The sequence below is a fragment of the Rickettsiales bacterium genome (genome assembly GCA_035765535.1).
Lineage (GTDB): Bacteria > Pseudomonadota > Alphaproteobacteria > Rickettsiales > JABCZZ01 > JABCZZ01.
Genome location: DASTXE010000001.1, coordinates 408,443 through 426,629, shown reverse-complemented (window position 1 = coordinate 426,629; position 18,187 = coordinate 408,443). Strand labels below are relative to the sequence as shown.

The following is an 18,187-nucleotide window of genomic DNA, read 5'->3' as shown; positions in this document are numbered from 1 at the left end:
GTGCTTTCCTTACATGTCCCGTCCGCTCAGCATATATATTCATTGGCCGTTCTGCAAATCCAAGTGTCCGTATTGTGATTTCAACAGCCATGTGCGCGCCAGTGTCGATAATGCGCGCTGGCAGAAGGCATTGCTTGCCGAGCTTGCTTATTATGCCCAGAAATTGCCGCAACGGCAAGTGGTTAGTATCTTTTTTGGCGGCGGCACCCCTTCCCTGATGCCTCCTGAGACAGTCGCTTCATTAATCGATGCAACTGCCGGTTTCTGGCCTATGATAGAAAATGCCGAAATCACACTGGAAGCCAACCCTACATCCGTAGAAGCCCAGAAATTTCGTGATTTTCGCGCCAGCGGTGTGAATCGCGTTTCCGTGGGGGTACAGGCGCTAAATGCTACCGACCTCAAATTTCTTGGCCGCGAGCATAGCACAGATGAGGCGTTGCAAGCGCTGGCATTAGCAAGAGACTCCTTTCCGCGCATGTCGTTCGACCTAATTTACGCACGCCCCGGCCAAACACTTGCGGCTTGGGAAAGTGAACTGACACAGGCGCTTGAATATGCCTGCGACCATCTTTCACTTTACCAGCTTACCATAGAAGAAAATACGGCTTTTCATCATATCTATCATAATGGCGGCTTCCTGTTGCCGGAAGAGGGGCTGGCCGCAGATATGTATATGCTGACACAGTCGGTGATGGAAGCGCACGGCCTACCAGCTTACGAAATCTCCAACCACGCCAAACCTGGCGGTGAAAGCCACCATAACATGGCTTACTGGCAGAGTCAGGATTATATCGGCATCGGCGCTGGCGCTCACGGAAGATATAGTATTGATTATGGGGGGAACGCTTCCCCCATCCCGGCTTTGCCGGGATTCCCCCGCGAGGTCGTCGCTAGCACTCCTCCGCGTACCCACGCAGCTATTCGTTACGCGACGGAGAATATTAAGAGTCCCGAACGCTGGCTGGAGCAAGTGGAGCGTACCGGAGCGGGGCTTTCCATACAGACTGAAATTCCCGCCGAAGAATCACTGGAAGAAGCTGTTTTGATGGGCTTACGGCTTTCAGACGGTATTAATTACCGCAAATGGCAGGAGCGCACGGGGCTGGATTTACATGCGGCGCTATCCCCCGTCGCAATTCAGCGATTACAGACAGCCGGTCTTGTCGAAGCGGATGCGCAGCGTATCCGCACTACGCCGGAGGGGCGGCTGCTGCTTAATAGCGTAACACGGGAATTGCTTGCCGAACTCCCCTAGATTCGTCTGCATAAGGAACATTTGGCACCATAATTTACAGACTGTTTATAAAGCTCTTGGGATTTCTTATAGAAATAAAACCCCGCTTTTTCTATGTGTAAGGTATGAAAACCGCCGGGTTTTCCTCACCTGCCGCCGCTAAATATGGAAAGGATAGGGTTATGAGCAATATCAGGAATCTATCAATACGCTCACTTCTCTTTGCTTTCCTTGTAGTTACCCCCGTTATGGCGGCCAATGCCCAGACCACCTCTTATTCCAGCATGACCAAGCAAGACTGCGATAGTCTGCATGAGCATAAAACTGAGTTCAGTACCAGGGAATACAAACAGCGCCTTGAATATTGCAAAAGTATGGAGAAGAAACTTAGCGGGCGCCATCCAATCGATCCGGAAAAATCTACCAATCCGGAAAACACCGGCGGGGCAACAGGCGGTCCTTCAGAAACCATGCCGCAGTAATACATTAAACAGTGTGAGGAACAGCATATGCAGACCAAAGTAAGAGATATCATGAAAGCTAATCCCGTTATTATTACTTCTGAGCATAGCCTGCAGGACGCCGCGATGAAGATGGAAATGCTGAGATGCGGGATTTTACCAGTTATGACCAATGGTATACTGGAAGGCGTCATTACGGATCGTGATATCGTGCTGCGCGCTGTTGCCAGGGGCAAGGATATTGCAAAAGAAAAGGTCGGTAATCATATGACGACGGAATTATTTTTCTGCAGTGAGCATGACCTATTGGATAAAGCGGCCGAAACCATGCGCGAGCACAATGTCAATCGTCTGCTGGTGAAGGATAGGAACGGCGAGCTGCGCGGCATACTCTCCTTCGGAGCTATCTTGAAGAAGGATAATAAGATGCAGGAAATCAGCCAGATTATAGAATGCACTATGGGCAAGAAAGCCGCATAGCTTCAACCATTTAATAGGCCTTTTATCATACGGCAGCGTAGCTAGGCTATGCTGCCGCATCTTTCTATGCGCGTTTCACTTTAGCTTACAACATATTTTCATGCATTTATTACGTCTTTTAAGGCAGGCACAGGGCTTGCCCAGTGTTCAATTCGGTCTCAGTGTTTTCCTCGGAACCAGCATCTTATGGTTTATCATCCATGTGCTGTTCGGAGGCAATCCGTTATGGGCGGTTATTTCCCTGATCCTTGTAACCGAACCTAATACAGGAACCACCTGGGCCAGTTTCAAACTGCGTATCAGCAACACGATTATCGGATGCCTGACGGGGTTACTATTTTTATTGGTTGTCCGGCAGCAGGACCTTTTGCTTCCACTTGCCCTGGCAGCTACGATTTTTGTTAAGCACCTGTTCAAAACTCCTACAGGGTGGCGTGTGGCTTCCATTACCACAGCCATTGTCGTCACTTCGGCGATTGCGGATGGTTCAAGCGCGACAGGGATTTTTGTGGCACTGCACCGCGTTATGGAAGTGTTCCTGGGGAGTGCGATGGCATTGCTGATTGCCTGGCTGATCGTTCCCATGCAGAAATGGGCTATCAGAACGGAAAGCCCTTTATTGTAAGCAACCGGTAAGCTATGAACATTATATGTTTTTAAAGCTTACCGATTCTTCACGCACTTATGCCATCGCGGCGCTTGCAGTGGGCATGCTCTCCATCCAGACGGGGGCATCGCTTGCCAAACACCTCTTCCACACGCTTTCTCCGCTGGGGGTCGTCTCGCTGCGCCTGCTGTTTGCCGCCTGCATATTGATTGCGGTAGGCCACCCCTGGCGCAGATGGCCGAAGCGCAATGAATGGTTCTCCCTGTTTGCTTACGGGCTTTCGCTTGGCAGCATGAACCTGCTTTTTTACATGGCGATTGCCCGTATTCCGCTCGGGATTGCCATTGCCCTGGAGTTCTCAGGACCACTGGCGATTGCTTTGCTGCATACACGCAGTTGGAAGGATTTTCTCTGGGCAGTATGCGCTGCGGGCGGAATTGTGCTGTTGTTACCGGTGACAAAACTTTCCTCTAACATTGACCCGGTTGGGGCAGCTTATGCGCTTGGGGCAGCCACCTGCTGGGCGATCTATATTATTTTCGGCAAGAAAACCAGCCACACAGTGCATGGCGGAACGGCCACAGCGCTTGGCATGAGCATCGCCGCCTGCTTCGTATTTCCCATTGGTTTTGCGCAGCACGGGCTTTCTCTGTTTAACTTTGCTATTCTACCCATGGCACTTAGTGTCGCCATTCTCTCCAGCGCCCTGCCCTATTCTTTGGAAATGTTTGCGCTGCGCAAGCTGCCTACGCGCACTTTCAGCATACTTTCAAGCATGGAACCCGCCATCGGAGCCGTTTGTGGCGTAGTCTTCCTTTCAGAAACGCTTGGCGCCATACAGCTGTTTGCCATAGGGATGGTCATTCTTGCTTCGGCAGGCAGCACCTGGACTGCGGAAGAGGCGGAAAGCACTGCGGAGCTAGTGCCGTGATTGCAACGCTTTTTGCGGCAGCAACAGGATGCATGCGATAATGAATATCAACAGCACGCCGGATGCGGTGTAGCGGCTCAGGGCAAGGCCGCCCTGCGCTACTGGCTTATCCAGCAGGTCGCCTACAGTGGCGCCAAGCGGGCGCGTCAAGATGAATGCCGCCCAGAATAACAGCGTATGAGAAACTTTCGTGCGGTAATACGCGAATGCGACCACGGCAAGCGCCACCGCAAACACCAGCGCACCACCTTCATAGCCAAGCCCTGTGGAGTCCGCCATCCAGTCGCCCAGCGCCGTGCCGAGTGTCTGTGAAAACATGATCGTCGCCCAGTAAAATATTTCCGCTTTGACAGTGTGGACTGTATCGATAGAGACAGAGCCGAGCGTCCAATACCACAGGACAAGTGACGTCATCAGCAACACAAGCAGCAACAATGAACCGCCCGCATAACCTATTCCTAGCGAACGGTCGGCGAAGTCGGCTAATGTGGTGCCTGCCGTGGTGGTGGCAATAATCACCCCCCAATATAGAAACGGATGGAAGCGTTTGGTCATGATCTGGCCACTGACGGCCACGATAAAAATAGAGGCAAAAATGGCGGTCCCCACCAGATACCCCAGATTCATGGACATCGTCACAGCATCGCCTGCGGTCTCTCCAAGCGTTGTGGCCGCGATCTTGATAATCCAGAACGCCAGCGTCACTTGCGGGATTTTTTCACAGCCTCCTTCCATTTTACTCTCCATTTTTCAAAGACTATGAGATAAAGCCATATATTGTAAATAGTTTTACAAAGCTTTATATTGCTGCCAGACATTTATAAAAGTGGGTATATGCGCGTATTATTAATTGAAGACGATAAAGATGCAGCCGGGTTTATTGTGAAAGGGTTGCAGGAAGCCGGACATCATGTGGAGCACATGACAGACGGCAGCAGCGGCTTGTTTCATGCCGTGGAGAATGAATTTGACGTACTGATCATCGACCGGATGCTTCCGAAGCTTGATGGGCTTACGATTATCCAGACATTGCGCGCTTCCGGCAATACGACACCGATTCTCATCCTGAGCGCTTTGCATCAGGTGGATGAACGCGTGAAAGGGCTGAAATCCGGCGGCGATGACTATCTCGTCAAACCGTTCGCCTTTGCCGAACTCATGGCGCGTATCGAAGTGCTTATGCGCCGTCAGCGTTCAGGCAGCGAGCAATCTTCTCTGCAGGTAGGCGACCTAGTTATGAACTTCCTGACCCGTAAGGTAACCCGTTCCGGTAAGGACATACCGCTGCAAAATCGTGAATTCATGCTGTTGGAATATCTGATGCGTCATGCCGGACAGGTGGTTACGCGTACCATGCTGCTGGAAAGCGTATGGGATTTCCATTTCGATCCGCAGACCAATGTTATCGACGTGCAGGTCAGCCGCCTGCGCCAGAAGATCGACAAAGGGTTCGATAAATCCCTTATCAAAACGATCCGAGGTGTCGGCTACCAACTGAGTGAAAGCTAGATGTTTCGTCTTTTCCGATCGGCGGCCTTCCGCTTTACCCTGCTTTACATGGTAACGTTTGCTGCTTCCGTGACGGCGCTGCTGATTTTCGTTTACAGCGAAATCATCAACAATATGGAAGCCGATCTCAAGCACTCCATTGAAATCCATCTGGCTGACTTGAAACATAAATTCACCGTCGACAAGCGGGATGAAACCGTTGCTTCGATCAAGAACATCCTGGAAAAGGACGAGGATAAGACCCTTGTCATTATGTTTATCGACCGAAACTGGAAAGTACTGGCCGGAAACCTCGACCGCTGGCCGGGCGGCAAGACGGATGTGGATAGCTGGGTAAAATTCACCGTGAACAATGAAAATGGCTCTCCGCCTAGCAGCTCCAAGGCCATTGCGATGAATACGGCACTGCCGGGAGGGTATATCCTGCTGGTCGGGCGCAAGATGGATAATATCGAGCATGTGCGGGAAATTATTGTAGAGGTATTGTATCTCTGCTTCGCCATTATGTTTGCCATGGCGGCTGTCGGCGGCATGCTGCTTTCCTACACGATTTACCGGCGTATTGATGTGGTCAACCAGACTTTCCGCAAAGTGGCTGCAGGCGCGTTGCATACACGCGTGAATGTCATCGGTATCGGCGATGAATTCGACCATCTGGCGCTGCATCTAAACCAGACTTTGAACCGTATCTGCGAGCTGATCGACGGTGTAAGGGACATTTCTTATAATGTGGCCCATGATCTGCGCACGCCTCTAAACCGCCTGCGCAACCGTTTGGAAAGCATGCTGATTGGGGATACTACTCCGCAGCAACTGAATGAACAGGTGCGCGGCTCGCTTGCAGAAATTGACTCGCTTGTTGCAACGTTCAATTCCATCCTGCGCATTGCGCAAGCTGAAATCGGCGCTGGTGTTGAGCAGTTCAGCGAATTCAATATTTCTGAGGCCATGGTGGACGTAGTCGATCTTTACCTGCTTGTAGCGGAAGAAAAGGCTCAGACGCTGGTCTCTGAAATTTCCGAAGGTCTTTCCATCAAGGGGGATCGCCATCTGATTACGCAGATGATGGCCAATATCATCGACAATGCCATCAAATACACTCCGCGCTCCGGCCTGATCACCGTGCGACTGCTCGCTCAGGATGGATATATCCTCCTGCAGGTTGCCGATAGCGGTATCGGTATTCCAGAGTCGTTCTACAGCAAGGTCACGGAAAAGTTCTTCCGGCTCGAACAAAGCCGCAGCTCACCGGGCAATGGGCTGGGCTTAAGCTTGGTCGGTGCGGCGGTGAAACTCCATAAAGGCGAGCTTAGCTTTGCCGATAACAAGCCCGGGCTGGTTGTCACTATAAAACTGCCCAGATAATTAAAAGACCGGGAAGCCCACGATTTCCTTTACCTCGCGCAGATAACGCGATCCCAGCGCATCTGCCCGTTCTGCGCCGTCTTTCAGCACCGCATCGATATAGTCAGTGTTGTTCAGCAGGTCGCGCATATAGGCCGTGATTGGGGAAAGTTTTTCAATCGCCATATCGGTCAGGGCTTTTTTGAAGTCCGAAAAATTCATGCCGCCGAACTGGCTGACTACAGCCTCGCGGGAAATGCCTGAGAGCGCTGCATAAATATCGATCAGATTTGCCGCCTCAGGACGGGTTTCTGGTTCATAGTCGATATGCGGATAGGCATCCGATTTAGCCTTGCGGAACTTGAGCGCGATTGCATCGGCATCGTCTGTGAGGTTAATGCGCGAATAATCCGACTCGTCGGACTTGCTCATTTTCTTCGTTCCGTCACGCAGACTCATGATACGCGCAGCAGTGTCCCGGATCAGCGGTTCAGGCTGCGGGAAATAATCAATACCGTAATAGCGGTTGAATGCACCAGCAATATCACGTGCCAGTTCAAGATGCTGTTTCTGGTCTTCACCCACCGGAACATGGGTGGTTTTATAACCCAGAATATCTGCTGCCATCAGTACAGGATAACCATACAGGCCAAGCGATGCATTATCGCGGTTCTTGCCTGCTTTATCCTTGAACTGCGTCATGCGGTTCAACCAGCCGAGCGGCGTATGGCATCCCAGTATCCAGGAAAGCTCGGAATGCACTGAAACGCTCGATTGTGGGAAGATAATGCTCTTTTTGGGATCAATGCCGCAGGCAATATAGGCCGCCGTAACTTCACGGATGGCCTGGCGCAGTTCTTCCGGTTTCTGCGGAATGGTGATCGCGTGCAGGTCTACAACGCAAAAGATGCATTCATAGGTACCCTGCATATCCACCCAGTTGCGTATGGCCCCCAGATAGTTGCCCAGATGGAGGTTGCCAGTCGGCTGTACGCCTGAAAAAACGCGGTTCATTATCACCTTATTCCCATGTTTTATATGTGTTTTATTTAGTTATACAATAACAGAAAAAGCTACAGAATTATTAATAAATTTCATAAAACTGTCATACTAATTATTATCTCTATCATGTAATATGGGATTAGTTAATAGCTTCCGGGTGGTTGCATGTCAATCGGTCACCCCTAAGCCGGGAATACAGAATGGTCAATATTTTATCGAGCGACTTATTGATAGCAGACGTGCCTATCCCGCTGCCTTCGCCTGAAGAGTTGAGGACGGCGCCTGCTGCTATACGCGATCGATATGCCGAGCTGAATACCGTTATTGATAAAGTGCTGGCTGAGCACGATGCACGGCGCGGCGAAAAAGTCTCCCTTACCAAAGAAGAATTCGATACTATCTCCAGGCTTACGCAAGGTTTAAAGATGGAGGGTATTGAGCCGGGCGGCTCTACGGCGAATACACTGGTCACGTTCAAGCGCCTCATGGGCCATAACGCTCACCTGGAATTTCTGGGTGTCGCCGGTCACGGTGTGTATTCCGATTCCATCAAGAATGATATCAAGGGAACGGGCACCCACTTGCTTCCCGCTCAAAATGAAATCGGCAATAATGCCGAGCCTGCCGTATCATTTATCTTTACCGCTCCGGACGGCAGCCATACGCTGGCGACTTATCCGGGCAATGCCGACCAGTTGCTGAAGCCGGGTATGATCACCGACGAGCTTGTACGCAAGAACGACGTCGTGTTTATTCCGTCGTCACTCTGGGGAAAGCTCGGCAACGAATTTCCCGATACGCTGCTTACTAAAGCGCTCGCAAACGATAAAAGAGTTGTAGCCACGCTTCCTAAACAAGCGCAGTTCGGGCATCCGGTACCTCCCGGTACATACCAGAAACTTCTTGAGAATGCCGACGTTATCGTGGGCGACGAACAGGAGCTTACCCGCATCTACGATACAGGGCATGATTTTGACCTGGCGGCCAAAAAACTTCTGGCCGACATGGAGGAACGCGACAAGCTCAGAGCACAGGCAGGCAAGCCTGCCCGTAACAGAGCGCCTGCAGCTCTTATCGTAAGATCGGATAACAGCACTGTCCTTCTTACAGGCTCTTCCGCTCCTGGCGTAACGCCTGTTGTTGCTGCCGGGCGCACTGATTTTCCTGCCGTTAAAAAATCCATAGGTTCCGCAGACTCCGCTTATGCCGGTTTTATTGCCGGATATGTCTCTGGTCTTTCTCCCCAGCAATCTGCAAAAATGGCGCTGGATGTTGCCAGAACCAAGTCCGGCTATAACGATGTACGTATTCCCGACACGGTCTCCATGGATCCGGCCACCAAAGAAAACTGGCAGAATATTCAAGGCACCCTGGGTAAATCGTTAGAAAACGCAAGTGGCGAACTGCTGTATGCATTGACCGGCGTACAAGGTAAGCATGAAGACAAGAAAAAAATGAATTTTGCCCAGCGGGCATTTGACGCCATTGTCTATGGTGTTCTATTAACCAGCGCGGTAGCTGTAACTTCCGCGGCATTGACCTTCTATACCACCTACGGAAGCGACAAATCCGCCATTACGCGCGGCCTTAGAACCAGGGGTAATAAGAGCCGCGAATGGACGGCCAATCAGCTTGAAAACAAGCTGCATATGTCGCCGGAACGTTCCGCAAGCTGGTCCAAGGGCCTGATGATGGTGCTCTGGTCCTGGCTGGACGGATCTGTATTTGCATTCCCTGTGGCAGCATTGGAAAAGAAGCGCCAGGCATTCATCGATAAATTCGGCAATAAAGAAGATAAGCAGACCGAAGGCGTTCAAGGAAATGCAGCTGATAAACCTGCCGAGAAGGAAGAAGCACAGAAAATCAGCCTTGGCAGCATTCTCGGAGGCAGGCTTGCAACCGCGCTTACAGTGATTCCCATTGCGATGCTGCTGGGACGCGAACGCAAGGGCGGCACTCAGAAATCATGGAACGCAACCTTATTTGAGGATACCGGTGCAAAGATGGGGCAGTCTGCCTTTGTCACCAAAATGTTTCCCAAGCTGGCGCAGAAAACGGTTACCAGCGATACGGGCGCACAAATCCCTCTTTTAAAGGCCGTGGGGGAAATCGTCGCGTTTGAAGGGTTTTATTCATTTGTTTGCGCTGTAACGCTCAGGCTGTTCGGCGGCTTCTTTGAAAATGCGCGCGGCAAACATAACCATAAATCAGAAGCTCCGCAGTCAGCAGCGGCTACAGGTTCTTCCCAGCCAGGCGATATACAGGTAAATGCTCCTCATACTCAAGCCGAGTCATCTCTGCCTCAGACTCCCAGCTTTGAGCAGCGTTTTGCGAAAGAACGCACTACCGAAGAGAACGGCAAAAAGCTGTATGCCGCTCCCAAAAGCCTGGTACCGGAAAAGCAATCCGATAGTTTTATCGGGCGGGCTGAAGAACAAAAACTTCAGGCCGCAAGTGCACAGCCAACACTGCACTAAGCATATTTGCACACTTCTAATTTGTATAATATTTCTTTACACAAAAATATTGCAATAAATTAGTTTCCTCTCTATTATCCGCCTGCGCAGCCACTATTAAATCAAGCAGGTATTCAATGTCCGATACGCAGAAACTTTCCGGTGTGGAAGCTATAAAGAAAGCTAGTGACGGGCTGCGTGGAAATATTGCGGATGAGCTTGCTGATGCTAATGATTTTGTTTCAGATGCATCTTATGAATTACTGAAATTTCATGGCAGCTATCAGGGCTATGATCGCGACAGCGCCACCGAGCGCAAGAAACAAGGGCTCGACAAGCAATGGGAATTCATGCTGCGCCTTAAAATGCCCGGCGGCAGACTCTCGGCTGAGCAATATCTCGCGCTTGATACGCTGTGCGATACCCATGCTAACGGCACGCTCAGGATCACCACGCGCCAGACTTTCCAATTCCATTGCATTGTGAAAGCGCATCTGAAGCCTTTTGTGGCCGACATAAACCGGATTCTGCTCTCTACACTTGGCGGCTGCGGCGACGTGGTGCGCAATATCATCACCTGCCCCGCTCCTATCCGTGATAATATTCACGCGAAGCTTGAGGAGGCCTGCTTTACGCTGGCCAAGGATCTTGCACCAAAAACGGAAGGATATTGGGATATCTGGCTGGACGGCGAAAAGATTGAAGCCTATCCTTTCCTGCCTTCCCCGGCACAGGGCGAACCGCTTTACGGCGATTCCTATATGCCGCGCAAATTCAAGGTGGCTATAGGCCAACCCGAAGATAACTGCATGGATATGCTGTGCAACGATATCGCTCTGCTAGCACTGTTTAACGGGCAGGAACTGCAAGGCTATAACGTCGCTATCGGCGGTGGTCTCGGCATGAATCACAATAATCCGAAGACCTATCCTTTCCTCGCCAAGCCGATCGCATTCGTGAAACCGGAAAATATGGTGCGCGCTGTGGAATCGGTTGTGAAATTACAGCGTGACAACGGTGACCGCGGCGACCGCAAACATGCGCGCCTCAAATATGTGGTGGCGGAACAAGGTCTCGACTGGTGCAAAACGGAAATGGAAAAATATTTCGGCGCCTCTCTTGATGCGCCGCTTCCGGTCAAGCACTGGGGGGTCGTGGATCATGTCGGCTGGTATGAACAGGGTGACGGAAAATGGTTCCTCGGCGTTCCTATTCCTAGCGGACGTATTGCGGATGATGTTTACGGCGTGGCCTACCGTTCAGCGCTGCGCGAAGTAGTTTCCACTTATAAGATGCCGCTCACTTTGACGAATGACCAGAATATTATTCTGTGCGATATTGAAGAAAAGGAAAAGGTTACTATTTCTTCTATCTTGCGCAAATATGGCGTGCGCCTGCGTGAGGATATTACGGACTTAAGCCGCAATTTCTTTGCCTGCGTTTCTCTGCCGACCTGCGGCAAGGCGCTGGCTGAAGCCGAACGCGTGCAGCACCCGCTCGAAGCCAAAATCCAGCAACTGCTGGACAAGCACGAAATCGGCCAAGAAAAAATCGCGGTGCGTATTGCGGGCTGCCCGAATGGCTGCTCACGTCCTTATGTCGGCGATATCGGTCTTGTGGGCCGCACACCGGAACATTACTCGGTTTTCATCGGCGGCGATTTTGAAGGCACACGCCTGAATGAGAAAGTGTTCGACAAAGTGCCGTTCGATGACATCACCACCGCGCTGGAGCCGATGGTGGCGCTTTATAAAAGCGGACGCAATGCGAATGAGGGGTTCGGCGATTTCTGTCACCGCCACGGCATAGCAGCGGTCAAGAAAACCGCTACGGACGCATTATCAACACAGTATAAATGGGCAGCATGATGTACCCTGTATCACTGGATTTAAGCCGAATACGCATTGCCCTTGTCGGCACCGGCGAAGCGTTCTCCCGCAGACTGCAGCAGTTGCAGGAGATGGGAGCAATCAATATTGCCGCCTACGAGGATACGCTTCCGGAATCCCATGAAATTCGGCAGGCTAATGTGCTGATGATTGTAGGGCTGGATGATGAAACTTCCGCCGTGCTGGTCAGCATCGCGCGGCTGCAGGGCATTCTCGTCAATGTGGAAGATAAACCAGCTCTTTGCGATTTCCACTTTGTTGCCTTCGTCAAGCGCGGAGACCTGACCATTTCCGTTTCCACGGGCGGTGCAAGCCCTACGCTTGGCCAGGAAATCCGTGGCTTTATCGCCAATCTCTTTAAAGAAGAATGGGCTGACATCGTTACTACAATCGGCAAGAAGCGTCTTGAATGGAAAAGCGAGGGGCTGGACAATAAATCCGTCAGCGACAGAACGCGCGGCTTCATTCGCAGCCTGGGCCTGCTTGGAACGGGAGAGATACGCGCTCTGGAACAGGATAATGAGGCAGCACATATCTTGCCTTCCCCGCAGCATCATGGGGCGGAGAATGTGTTATGACCACCTCACTGGATCGCCTGCAGAATTTTTACGGTGAACTGGACACGCATCAATTGCTGCGTACCATGATCCGGCAGGAATTTCCCGGTACTATTGCACTGCTTACTTCTTTCGGTGCGGATGCAGGCCTGTTGCTTGCACTGGTGGCGGAAGTCGAGCCGGAAACGCCAGTACTTTTCCTGGATACGGGAAAGCATTTTCCTGAGACGCTGGAATACGGGCGCACGCTGGAAAAATCTCTTGGCCTTAAGAATGTGCACTGGATCAAACCGGACCCGGAAATGCTCGGGCGGATCGATGCGGATGGCATGCTCTGGAAAACCCAACCTAATCGCTGCTGCTGGCTACGCAAGGTGGAACCGCTGGACCGCACCATTGAATCTCTTGGGATTCTAGCCCTCATTACAGGCCGAAAGCGTTACCAGACGCCCGAACGCGCTAACATGCAGACGATAGAGCTTGATGAAAACGGTGTCTTCAGGATCAATCCGCTGGCGCACTGGAGCAAGGACGACCAGCGCGAAGCGGTGATGCTACGTAATATTCCGCCGCATCCGCTTGTGGCAAAAGGTTATAAATCCATCGGCTGCGAGCCCTGCACCGTACCTGTTGCGGCAGGACAGGATGAGCGCGCGGGGCGCTGGGCGCACACAATAGGTTTGGAGAATGAGCAGAAAACCGAGTGCGGGCTTCATATCCCTGCGTCGGATATGACCTGGAGCGTCTAAATCTTATATACTATTTATCCGCCATCTGCTTCATTCTTCCTTAGGAGTTGATGTATGGATAAAGACCCGATTGCCACCGCCGACAGCACTGCCGTGAGGGTTGCCCTGTGGCGCGCCTTACATGTGCTGAGTGACCCGGCGCCGCATATACTGGAAGATGAAGTCGGCTTACAACTGGCATCGCCGCCTGAAAACTGGCGCCAGCGTCCGGACATGAATCTGCAAGGCACGCAAGGCTACCGCGCTGCCATTGTAAGCCGTTCGCGTTTTATTGACGATCTCGTGATTGAACAATATGGCCGTGGCATTGCGCAATATATTATTCTGGGCGCAGGGCTGGATAGTTTTGCTCAGCGCCATAAAAACATCGCTTCGCAAATGCGGGTATTTGAAGTGGATAAACCCAGCGCATCTTTATGGAAAAAGCAGCGCCTGATTGAGCTTGGCTTCGGTGTTCCAGACTGGCTGCATCTGGTGCCCGTTGATTTTGAGTCGGGCGAGTCATGGCTTCAGGAATTAATTTCATCGGGGTTCGATCCCAAGCAGCCTTCCGTGATAGCTTCCACGGGTGTTTCCATGTATCTCTCCAAGGAGGCAGTCATAGATACATTACGTCAGATCGCGGCACTTGCTCCCGGCTCTACACTGGCAATGACATTTCTGCTACCGCTTGATCTCATCCCTGCCGACGAACGCGCGCAGCATGAAGAGGTTTATGCGCGTGCGAAAGCCAGCGGCACACCGTTTATCAGCTTCTTCAGTCCGGAAGAAATGATGGAACTGGCTCGCGAAGCCGGTTTCAAGACCGCCCATCATATCTCTACGCAGGAGATGACCCAACGCTATTTCTCAGGCCGCACGGATGGCCTTCGTCCTGCCAGCGGTGAAGTTTTTCTGATAGCCACCCTTTAACTCAAGCGCTAGAGCGCGTGTATCACGTTCGTCACGACGCCCCAGATCACGAGATCGTTACCCTCTGCGAGTATGATTGGTTTGAATTCCGGGTTTTCCGGCATTAATGCAACTGCGCCGTTCTTTTCCTTCTGGAAGCGCTTCACGGTCAGTTGCCCATCCACTGCCGCGATGACAATCTTGCCATTTGCAGGCTTAAGACTGCGGTCCACGATCAGCACGTCACCATGGGAAATACCTGCATTGATCATGGATTCTCCGGTCGCGCGCACCATGAAGGTTTCGCTCGGGTGCTTCACCAGATATTCATTCAGGTCGACTTTATCATCGATCGCTTCGTCCGCCGGCGCCGGTCCGCCTGCCTGCACGTGGCTGGAGTAAAGCGGAATCTTGTAGCCCTTATTGGCGACAAAGTTTGCAATCTCGTCCAGCAGGCTTACAGGAACACGAATAGGTTTGGTTGCCTCTCCATGTGGCCCTCTGCCTGTCGGTCTGCCTGCGCCTTTTCTAATACCACCACGTCCCATAACACCCCCTTGAATTTTTATGTTGCGTTCACCATATGAATAATGTACATAAATCAAACTTGCAATAACAATCGTTCAAGGAGAGCATTATGCAGTATGGTTACCAAAGACGTTGTGAGTCCGGCCTTCTGTGGATTGCAGCCTTTGCCATGATCGCAATCGCTACCGTGGCAACATGCATCCATCAGGAAAAAACCATCGCGCAGCATGCCTCCATCGTTGTTGCAATGCGGCAGTGACACCGCTGGTTGGAAGACGGCCTGCATCATTCTTGGTAAAACAGGTTTTCGGCAAACTCCTTGGCAACAAATGGTTGCAGGTCGTCTATTCCCTCCCCCACCCCAATAGCATGAATCGGCAGGCCGAATTTATCCGCCAGAGCCACAACAATCCCTCCCTTCGCCGTACCGTCGAGTTTTGTGACTACAAGCCCCGTCACATTCACCATGGATGAAAACACTTCCACCTGATTGATCGCATTCTGGCCCGTGGTCGCATCCAGCACCTGAATCACAGCGTGCGGCGCTTCGGGCATCAGCTTCTTGATGACCTTGATGATCTTCTGAAGTTCCGCCATAAGGTTGGATTTGTTATGCAGCCTGCCCGCACTGTCGATCATCAATACGTCAGCGCCTTTCTGCTTTGCCTCTTCAATGGCTTTATAAGCCACGCTGGCTGGTTCGGCATTGGGCGCGCCGGTAACGATCTCGCATTGATTGCGCTGCGCCCAGACTTCCAGCTGCTCCACCGCCGCTGCGCGGAACGTATCGGCTGCGGCCAGCATAACCTTATGGCCCTGATGCTGCAGATTCTTGGCGAGTTTGCCTATTGTCGTCGTTTTGCCGTTTCCATTCACGCCCACAACGATAATCACATAAGGATTCTTCGCCTTGTCTATTTCCAGCGGCCGAGCAACAGGCGTCAGCAGCTTACTGATTTCTTCCGCCAGCACCGTGTTGATTTCTTCCGGCGAGATTTCCTTATCCAGACGCTGCGTGCCGAACGCGCCGACCACTTTAGAGGCGGTCTTCGCCCCCATATCCGCCTGCACGAGCAGTTCTTCCAGTTCTTCCAGCGTTTCCTTATCGAGCTTGCGCTTGGTAAATATTCCTGCAATCCCCCCAGCAAGACGGCTGCTGGTCTTGCTCAAACCGGACTTCAGACGCGATAACCAATTCATATGTCGTTTTCCTTTTACTTTTCCCAGAGAGAATAGTTATTTTACTGTCATTCACAAGTTTCTTGATTGCGCTTGTCCCGATCAAACCATATTCAACCATATGATCAACTTATAGTTTTGACATGTTCCTCTATGGCATTTCATAAAGTGTTGTTTTTTAAATACACTTATAACTTACTTACGAAAGCCGAAGATTGAGTTATATTTCATTTATACAACCATAAGTAACTTTCTCTCTCAACCATTTTAAGGAGAGATTATGCCAATCAAAATTGCAGACCTACGCAAAGACCTCACGGCGGCGAACGCTCAATGGACGCTCGATCATCGCCTCAGGGACGAAGACGAGGTGAAGGTCCATCCGACAGGTGCCGATCTGAGCAAAGTCGCGAAAGCAGCCGATCTGCCGAAGCTTGATCTCACTCCTTTCTTCACCGCGCCGACCAACAACACTTTCCTGCTCCAGCAGCGCATCAACCGCGGTTTCATTCCTAAGAATAAACTTACCGAACTGGATACGACCCAGCTTGAGTCGCTTAAGACGATTGCTCCCGGCGCTCCGGGCAGCAAGGTGCTGGAACTGCGCTCCACCGCTGAGGAAACACTTGCCGCTGCGGCTCCTGCTGCAGCTGCAGAGTTCGGCACGTCGGGCACGCCTAAATCGGTCGACTGGCGTAACCGTTATGGCTGGCCGTGGCTCACGAAAATTAAGGATCAGGGACCTTGCGAATCCTGCTGGACGTTCAGCGCCGTGGGCCTAGTGGAAGCCATGACGCGCATCGAACACGCCGTATGGAGCCTGCGCTCCGAAGGCGACGTGCATGACGGGCTTGGCGCGCAATGCTCCACCACTGGCTCCCCCGTGACGGCGCTCGACTGGATGAAAGCGCACGGCGTTGCCGATCCGGGCTGCTGGCCGTATGAAACGACGAACCAGCCTTACCACCCGACTTCCGACCGTGACGGCCGCACCGTGCGTCTGGATAATTACGTCGCGATCGGCAATATCCAGGACCAGAAAAACTGGCTGGATAATGTAGGCCCGCTCAGCGCCTGCTTCACCGTCTATAACGACTTCTTCGCTTACGGCCCGAATTCCGGCGTCTATACGAAGACCAACAACACCGTTGCAGGCGGGCATTGCATCGTGATTGTCGGCTACGACGACTCGAAGAATGCATGGCTTATCCGCAACTCGTGGGGCACGGGCTGGGGCATGCAGGGCTATTGCTGGTTCGGTTACGGCCAGGCCGATATCGACTCCTATGCGAAGTACGGCATCCCGAACGCTGCCATCAATCCCGATCCTTGGACGAAGCGCCGCATGCATAACGGCAGCTTGTATGAAAGCGGAGACGGCGCAGGCCACCGCAACTTTGAAGTCTGGACGAAAGCCCCCACTGGCAACGCCATCCGCCATTACTGGCGCGACGGCTCCAACTTCAACTGGTCGCTCGCCGAAACGCTCGCCAATGACTGCCAGCAAAGCCCCACCGCTACCGGCACCACGTATAACCGTAACTTCGAGTATGTGTACTGGACGACTTCCAACCGCCTGCACCACTGGTGGTTCAACCAGTCCAACGGCACCTGGAACGATGGCGGCATCTTCGGCCCCACGAATGTGGCAGGTATTCCCGGCTTCATCCAGGGGGATTACGGCGCCCCGGGCAATTTCGAACTCGTCGTACGCCTTTCCGACGGCACGCTGCAGCACTGGTGGCGCAACAATGGCGGCGGCGGATGGGCGGCAAGCGCCACGTTCGCTTCCAACGTTGCGCATAGCGGTGCGACGCTCGTGCAGCGCCGCGATCATGGGCTGGATGTCGTCTGCGTCAATAACGACGGCACGATGCAGCGTTACTGGCGTGACGATCCGCATGGCGGCGCATGGAAGGCTGGCGAGAAGTTCGGCGCAGGCGTGAAGAGCTCGCCCGTGATGGTCGAAGGCCAGTACAGCGCAGCCGACGAAACCAAGCAGGGCAATTATGAGCTCTGCGTGGCGGTGAACGGCTCCATCCAGCATTGGTGGCGCGACAATGAAGGCACACAGGACTGGTTCCACAGTGCGACCTTTGGCAGTGGCATCACGAAAGTGCTGGGGCTGATCGAGTCAAGCTACGGCTTCAACCTGGAACTCATCGCCGAACTGACCGATGGCACGCTGCAGCACTGGTGGCGCAGCGGTGCAACGTGGAACCAGGGGCCGAATTTCGGTCACGCCGCGACCGATCCGTTGATCGTCCGTCCGATTCCGGTTGGGCCGATCAAAAAAGTTGCCATCAAGAAGTAACCTTTCGTAGTTGTATATCTGGGCCGGGTGCGGTGTAATACCGCATCCGGTTA

General features: G+C 52.4%; 18 protein-coding genes. 14 read left to right on the top strand and 4 right to left on the bottom strand.

Features of this window, described 5'->3' with window-relative positions; genetic code table 11:
* Positions 1 to 13: 13 nt before the first annotated feature.
* The 5 genes from hemW (at position 14) to VFT64_02115 (ending at position 3,716) form a co-directional block, all read left to right on the top strand.
* Positions 14 to 1,258 carry a radical SAM family heme chaperone HemW gene (gene hemW, locus VFT64_02135; GenBank protein ID HEU5046621.1) on the top strand — a complete coding sequence of 415 codons (1,245 nt, stop codon included), beginning with the start codon at positions 14 to 16 and terminating at the stop codon, positions 1,256 to 1,258.
* A gap of 161 nt (positions 1,259 to 1,419) precedes the next feature.
* Positions 1,420 to 1,719: a hypothetical protein gene (locus tag VFT64_02130; GenBank protein ID HEU5046620.1), complete on the top strand. Its 300-nt coding sequence runs from the start codon at positions 1,420 to 1,422 to the stop codon at positions 1,717 to 1,719.
* A 27-nt stretch (positions 1,720 to 1,746) separates the two neighbouring features.
* Entirely contained in the window at positions 1,747 to 2,178 is a 432-nt protein-coding gene (locus tag VFT64_02125; protein HEU5046619.1) for a CBS domain-containing protein, read from the top strand.
* 136 nt (positions 2,179 to 2,314) lie between these two features.
* Positions 2,315 to 2,803, top strand: coding sequence for an FUSC family protein (locus VFT64_02120; protein ID HEU5046618.1), 489 nt, complete (start codon positions 2,315 to 2,317; stop codon positions 2,801 to 2,803).
* A 25-nt stretch (positions 2,804 to 2,828) separates the two neighbouring features.
* Positions 2,829 to 3,716 (top strand): DMT family transporter, encoded by an 888-nt coding sequence (locus tag VFT64_02115; protein HEU5046617.1) that lies wholly within the window; start codon positions 2,829 to 2,831, stop codon positions 3,714 to 3,716.
* Here the strand turns inward: VFT64_02115 and VFT64_02110 are convergent.
* A complete protein-coding gene (locus tag VFT64_02110; GenBank protein ID HEU5046616.1) occupies positions 3,705 to 4,451 on the bottom strand; it encodes a hypothetical protein in 747 nt (248 codons plus the stop codon). The genes VFT64_02115 and VFT64_02110 overlap by 12 nt on opposite strands.
* Before the next feature lie 99 nt (positions 4,452 to 4,550).
* Between VFT64_02110 and VFT64_02105 the strand changes: the two genes are divergently transcribed.
* Both VFT64_02105 and VFT64_02100 read left to right on the top strand, forming a co-directional pair.
* Positions 4,551 to 5,225 (top strand): response regulator transcription factor, encoded by a 675-nt coding sequence (locus tag VFT64_02105; protein HEU5046615.1) that lies wholly within the window; start codon positions 4,551 to 4,553, stop codon positions 5,223 to 5,225.
* Entirely contained in the window at positions 5,226 to 6,590 is a 1,365-nt protein-coding gene (locus VFT64_02100) for a HAMP domain-containing sensor histidine kinase (protein ID HEU5046614.1), read from the top strand. It begins immediately after the preceding gene.
* On the opposite strand, the gene trpS is transcribed toward VFT64_02100, so the two are convergent.
* Positions 6,591 to 7,586 (bottom strand): tryptophan--tRNA ligase, encoded by a 996-nt coding sequence (gene trpS, locus VFT64_02095; GenBank protein ID HEU5046613.1) that lies wholly within the window; start codon positions 7,584 to 7,586, stop codon positions 6,591 to 6,593. It lies immediately after the preceding gene.
* Between the two features lie 185 nt (positions 7,587 to 7,771).
* Here trpS and VFT64_02090 point away from each other — a divergent pair, with 185 nt between their 5' ends.
* From VFT64_02090 to VFT64_02070, 5 genes are all read left to right on the top strand, one after another.
* Positions 7,772 to 10,048 (top strand): carbohydrate kinase family protein, encoded by a 2,277-nt coding sequence (locus tag VFT64_02090; protein ID HEU5046612.1) that lies wholly within the window; start codon positions 7,772 to 7,774, stop codon positions 10,046 to 10,048.
* 95 nt (positions 10,049 to 10,143) lie between these two features.
* The gene (locus VFT64_02085; GenBank protein HEU5046611.1) at positions 10,144 to 11,895 is read left to right on the top strand and encodes an NADPH-dependent assimilatory sulfite reductase hemoprotein subunit; all 1,752 of its coding nucleotides are present in this window, start codon (positions 10,144 to 10,146) and stop codon (positions 11,893 to 11,895) included.
* Entirely contained in the window at positions 11,892 to 12,494 is a 603-nt protein-coding gene (locus VFT64_02080) for an NAD(P)-dependent oxidoreductase (GenBank protein ID HEU5046610.1), read from the top strand. Before VFT64_02085 ends, VFT64_02080 begins: the two co-directional genes overlap by 4 nt.
* The gene (locus tag VFT64_02075) at positions 12,491 to 13,222 is read left to right on the top strand and encodes a phosphoadenylyl-sulfate reductase (protein ID HEU5046609.1); all 732 of its coding nucleotides are present in this window, start codon (positions 12,491 to 12,493) and stop codon (positions 13,220 to 13,222) included. Before VFT64_02080 ends, VFT64_02075 begins: the two co-directional genes overlap by 4 nt.
* Positions 13,223 to 13,276: 54 nt before the next feature.
* Positions 13,277 to 14,134, top strand: coding sequence for a class I SAM-dependent methyltransferase (locus VFT64_02070; protein HEU5046608.1), 858 nt, complete (start codon positions 13,277 to 13,279; stop codon positions 14,132 to 14,134).
* A gap of 8 nt (positions 14,135 to 14,142) precedes the next feature.
* Here VFT64_02070 and umuD read toward each other — a convergent pair whose 3' ends face one another.
* Entirely contained in the window at positions 14,143 to 14,661 is a 519-nt protein-coding gene (gene umuD, locus VFT64_02065; GenBank protein HEU5046607.1) for a translesion error-prone DNA polymerase V autoproteolytic subunit, read from the bottom strand.
* 89 nt (positions 14,662 to 14,750) lie between these two features.
* On the opposite strand from umuD, the gene VFT64_02060 reads away from it, so the two are divergent.
* A complete protein-coding gene (locus tag VFT64_02060) occupies positions 14,751 to 14,900 on the top strand; it encodes a hypothetical protein (protein HEU5046606.1) in 150 nt (49 codons plus the stop codon).
* A gap of 26 nt (positions 14,901 to 14,926) precedes the next feature.
* Here the strand turns inward: VFT64_02060 and ftsY are convergent, their stop codons facing one another.
* Entirely contained in the window at positions 14,927 to 15,841 is a 915-nt protein-coding gene (gene ftsY, locus VFT64_02055; GenBank protein ID HEU5046605.1) for a signal recognition particle-docking protein FtsY, read from the bottom strand.
* A 259-nt stretch (positions 15,842 to 16,100) separates the two neighbouring features.
* On the opposite strand from ftsY, the gene VFT64_02050 reads away from it, so the two are divergent.
* Positions 16,101 to 18,134, top strand: coding sequence for a C1 family peptidase (locus VFT64_02050; protein HEU5046604.1), 2,034 nt, complete (start codon positions 16,101 to 16,103; stop codon positions 18,132 to 18,134).
* Positions 18,135 to 18,187: the final 53 nt, after the last annotated feature.

What these genes read in the sequence shown, in the direction of transcription:
- hemW (HEU5046621.1), top strand. Translation starts at nt 14, where the DNA reads ATGTCCCGTCCGCTCAGCATATATATTCATTGGCCGTTCTGCAAATCC.
- VFT64_02130 (HEU5046620.1), top strand. Translation starts at nt 1,420, where the DNA reads ATGAGCAATATCAGGAATCTATCAATACGCTCACTTCTCTTTGCTTTC.
- VFT64_02125 (HEU5046619.1), top strand. Translation starts at nt 1,747, where the DNA reads ATGCAGACCAAAGTAAGAGATATCATGAAAGCTAATCCCGTTATTATT.
- VFT64_02115 (HEU5046617.1), top strand. Translation starts at nt 2,829, where the DNA reads ATGTTTTTAAAGCTTACCGATTCTTCACGCACTTATGCCATCGCGGCG.
- VFT64_02110 (HEU5046616.1), bottom strand. Translation starts at nt 4,451, where the DNA reads ATGGAAGGAGGCTGTGAAAAAATCCCGCAAGTGACGCTGGCGTTCTGG.
- VFT64_02105 (HEU5046615.1), top strand. Translation starts at nt 4,551, where the DNA reads ATGCGCGTATTATTAATTGAAGACGATAAAGATGCAGCCGGGTTTATT.
- VFT64_02100 (HEU5046614.1), top strand. Translation starts at nt 5,226, where the DNA reads ATGTTTCGTCTTTTCCGATCGGCGGCCTTCCGCTTTACCCTGCTTTAC.
- VFT64_02090 (HEU5046612.1), top strand. Translation starts at nt 7,772, where the DNA reads ATGGTCAATATTTTATCGAGCGACTTATTGATAGCAGACGTGCCTATC.
- VFT64_02080 (HEU5046610.1), top strand. Translation starts at nt 11,892, where the DNA reads ATGATGTACCCTGTATCACTGGATTTAAGCCGAATACGCATTGCCCTT.
- VFT64_02075 (HEU5046609.1), top strand. Translation starts at nt 12,491, where the DNA reads ATGACCACCTCACTGGATCGCCTGCAGAATTTTTACGGTGAACTGGAC.
- VFT64_02070 (HEU5046608.1), top strand. Translation starts at nt 13,277, where the DNA reads ATGGATAAAGACCCGATTGCCACCGCCGACAGCACTGCCGTGAGGGTT.
- umuD (HEU5046607.1), bottom strand. Translation starts at nt 14,661, where the DNA reads ATGGGACGTGGTGGTATTAGAAAAGGCGCAGGCAGACCGACAGGCAGA.
- VFT64_02060 (HEU5046606.1), top strand. Translation starts at nt 14,751, where the DNA reads ATGCAGTATGGTTACCAAAGACGTTGTGAGTCCGGCCTTCTGTGGATT.
- ftsY (HEU5046605.1), bottom strand. Translation starts at nt 15,841, where the DNA reads ATGAATTGGTTATCGCGTCTGAAGTCCGGTTTGAGCAAGACCAGCAGC.
- VFT64_02050 (HEU5046604.1), top strand. Translation starts at nt 16,101, where the DNA reads ATGCCAATCAAAATTGCAGACCTACGCAAAGACCTCACGGCGGCGAAC.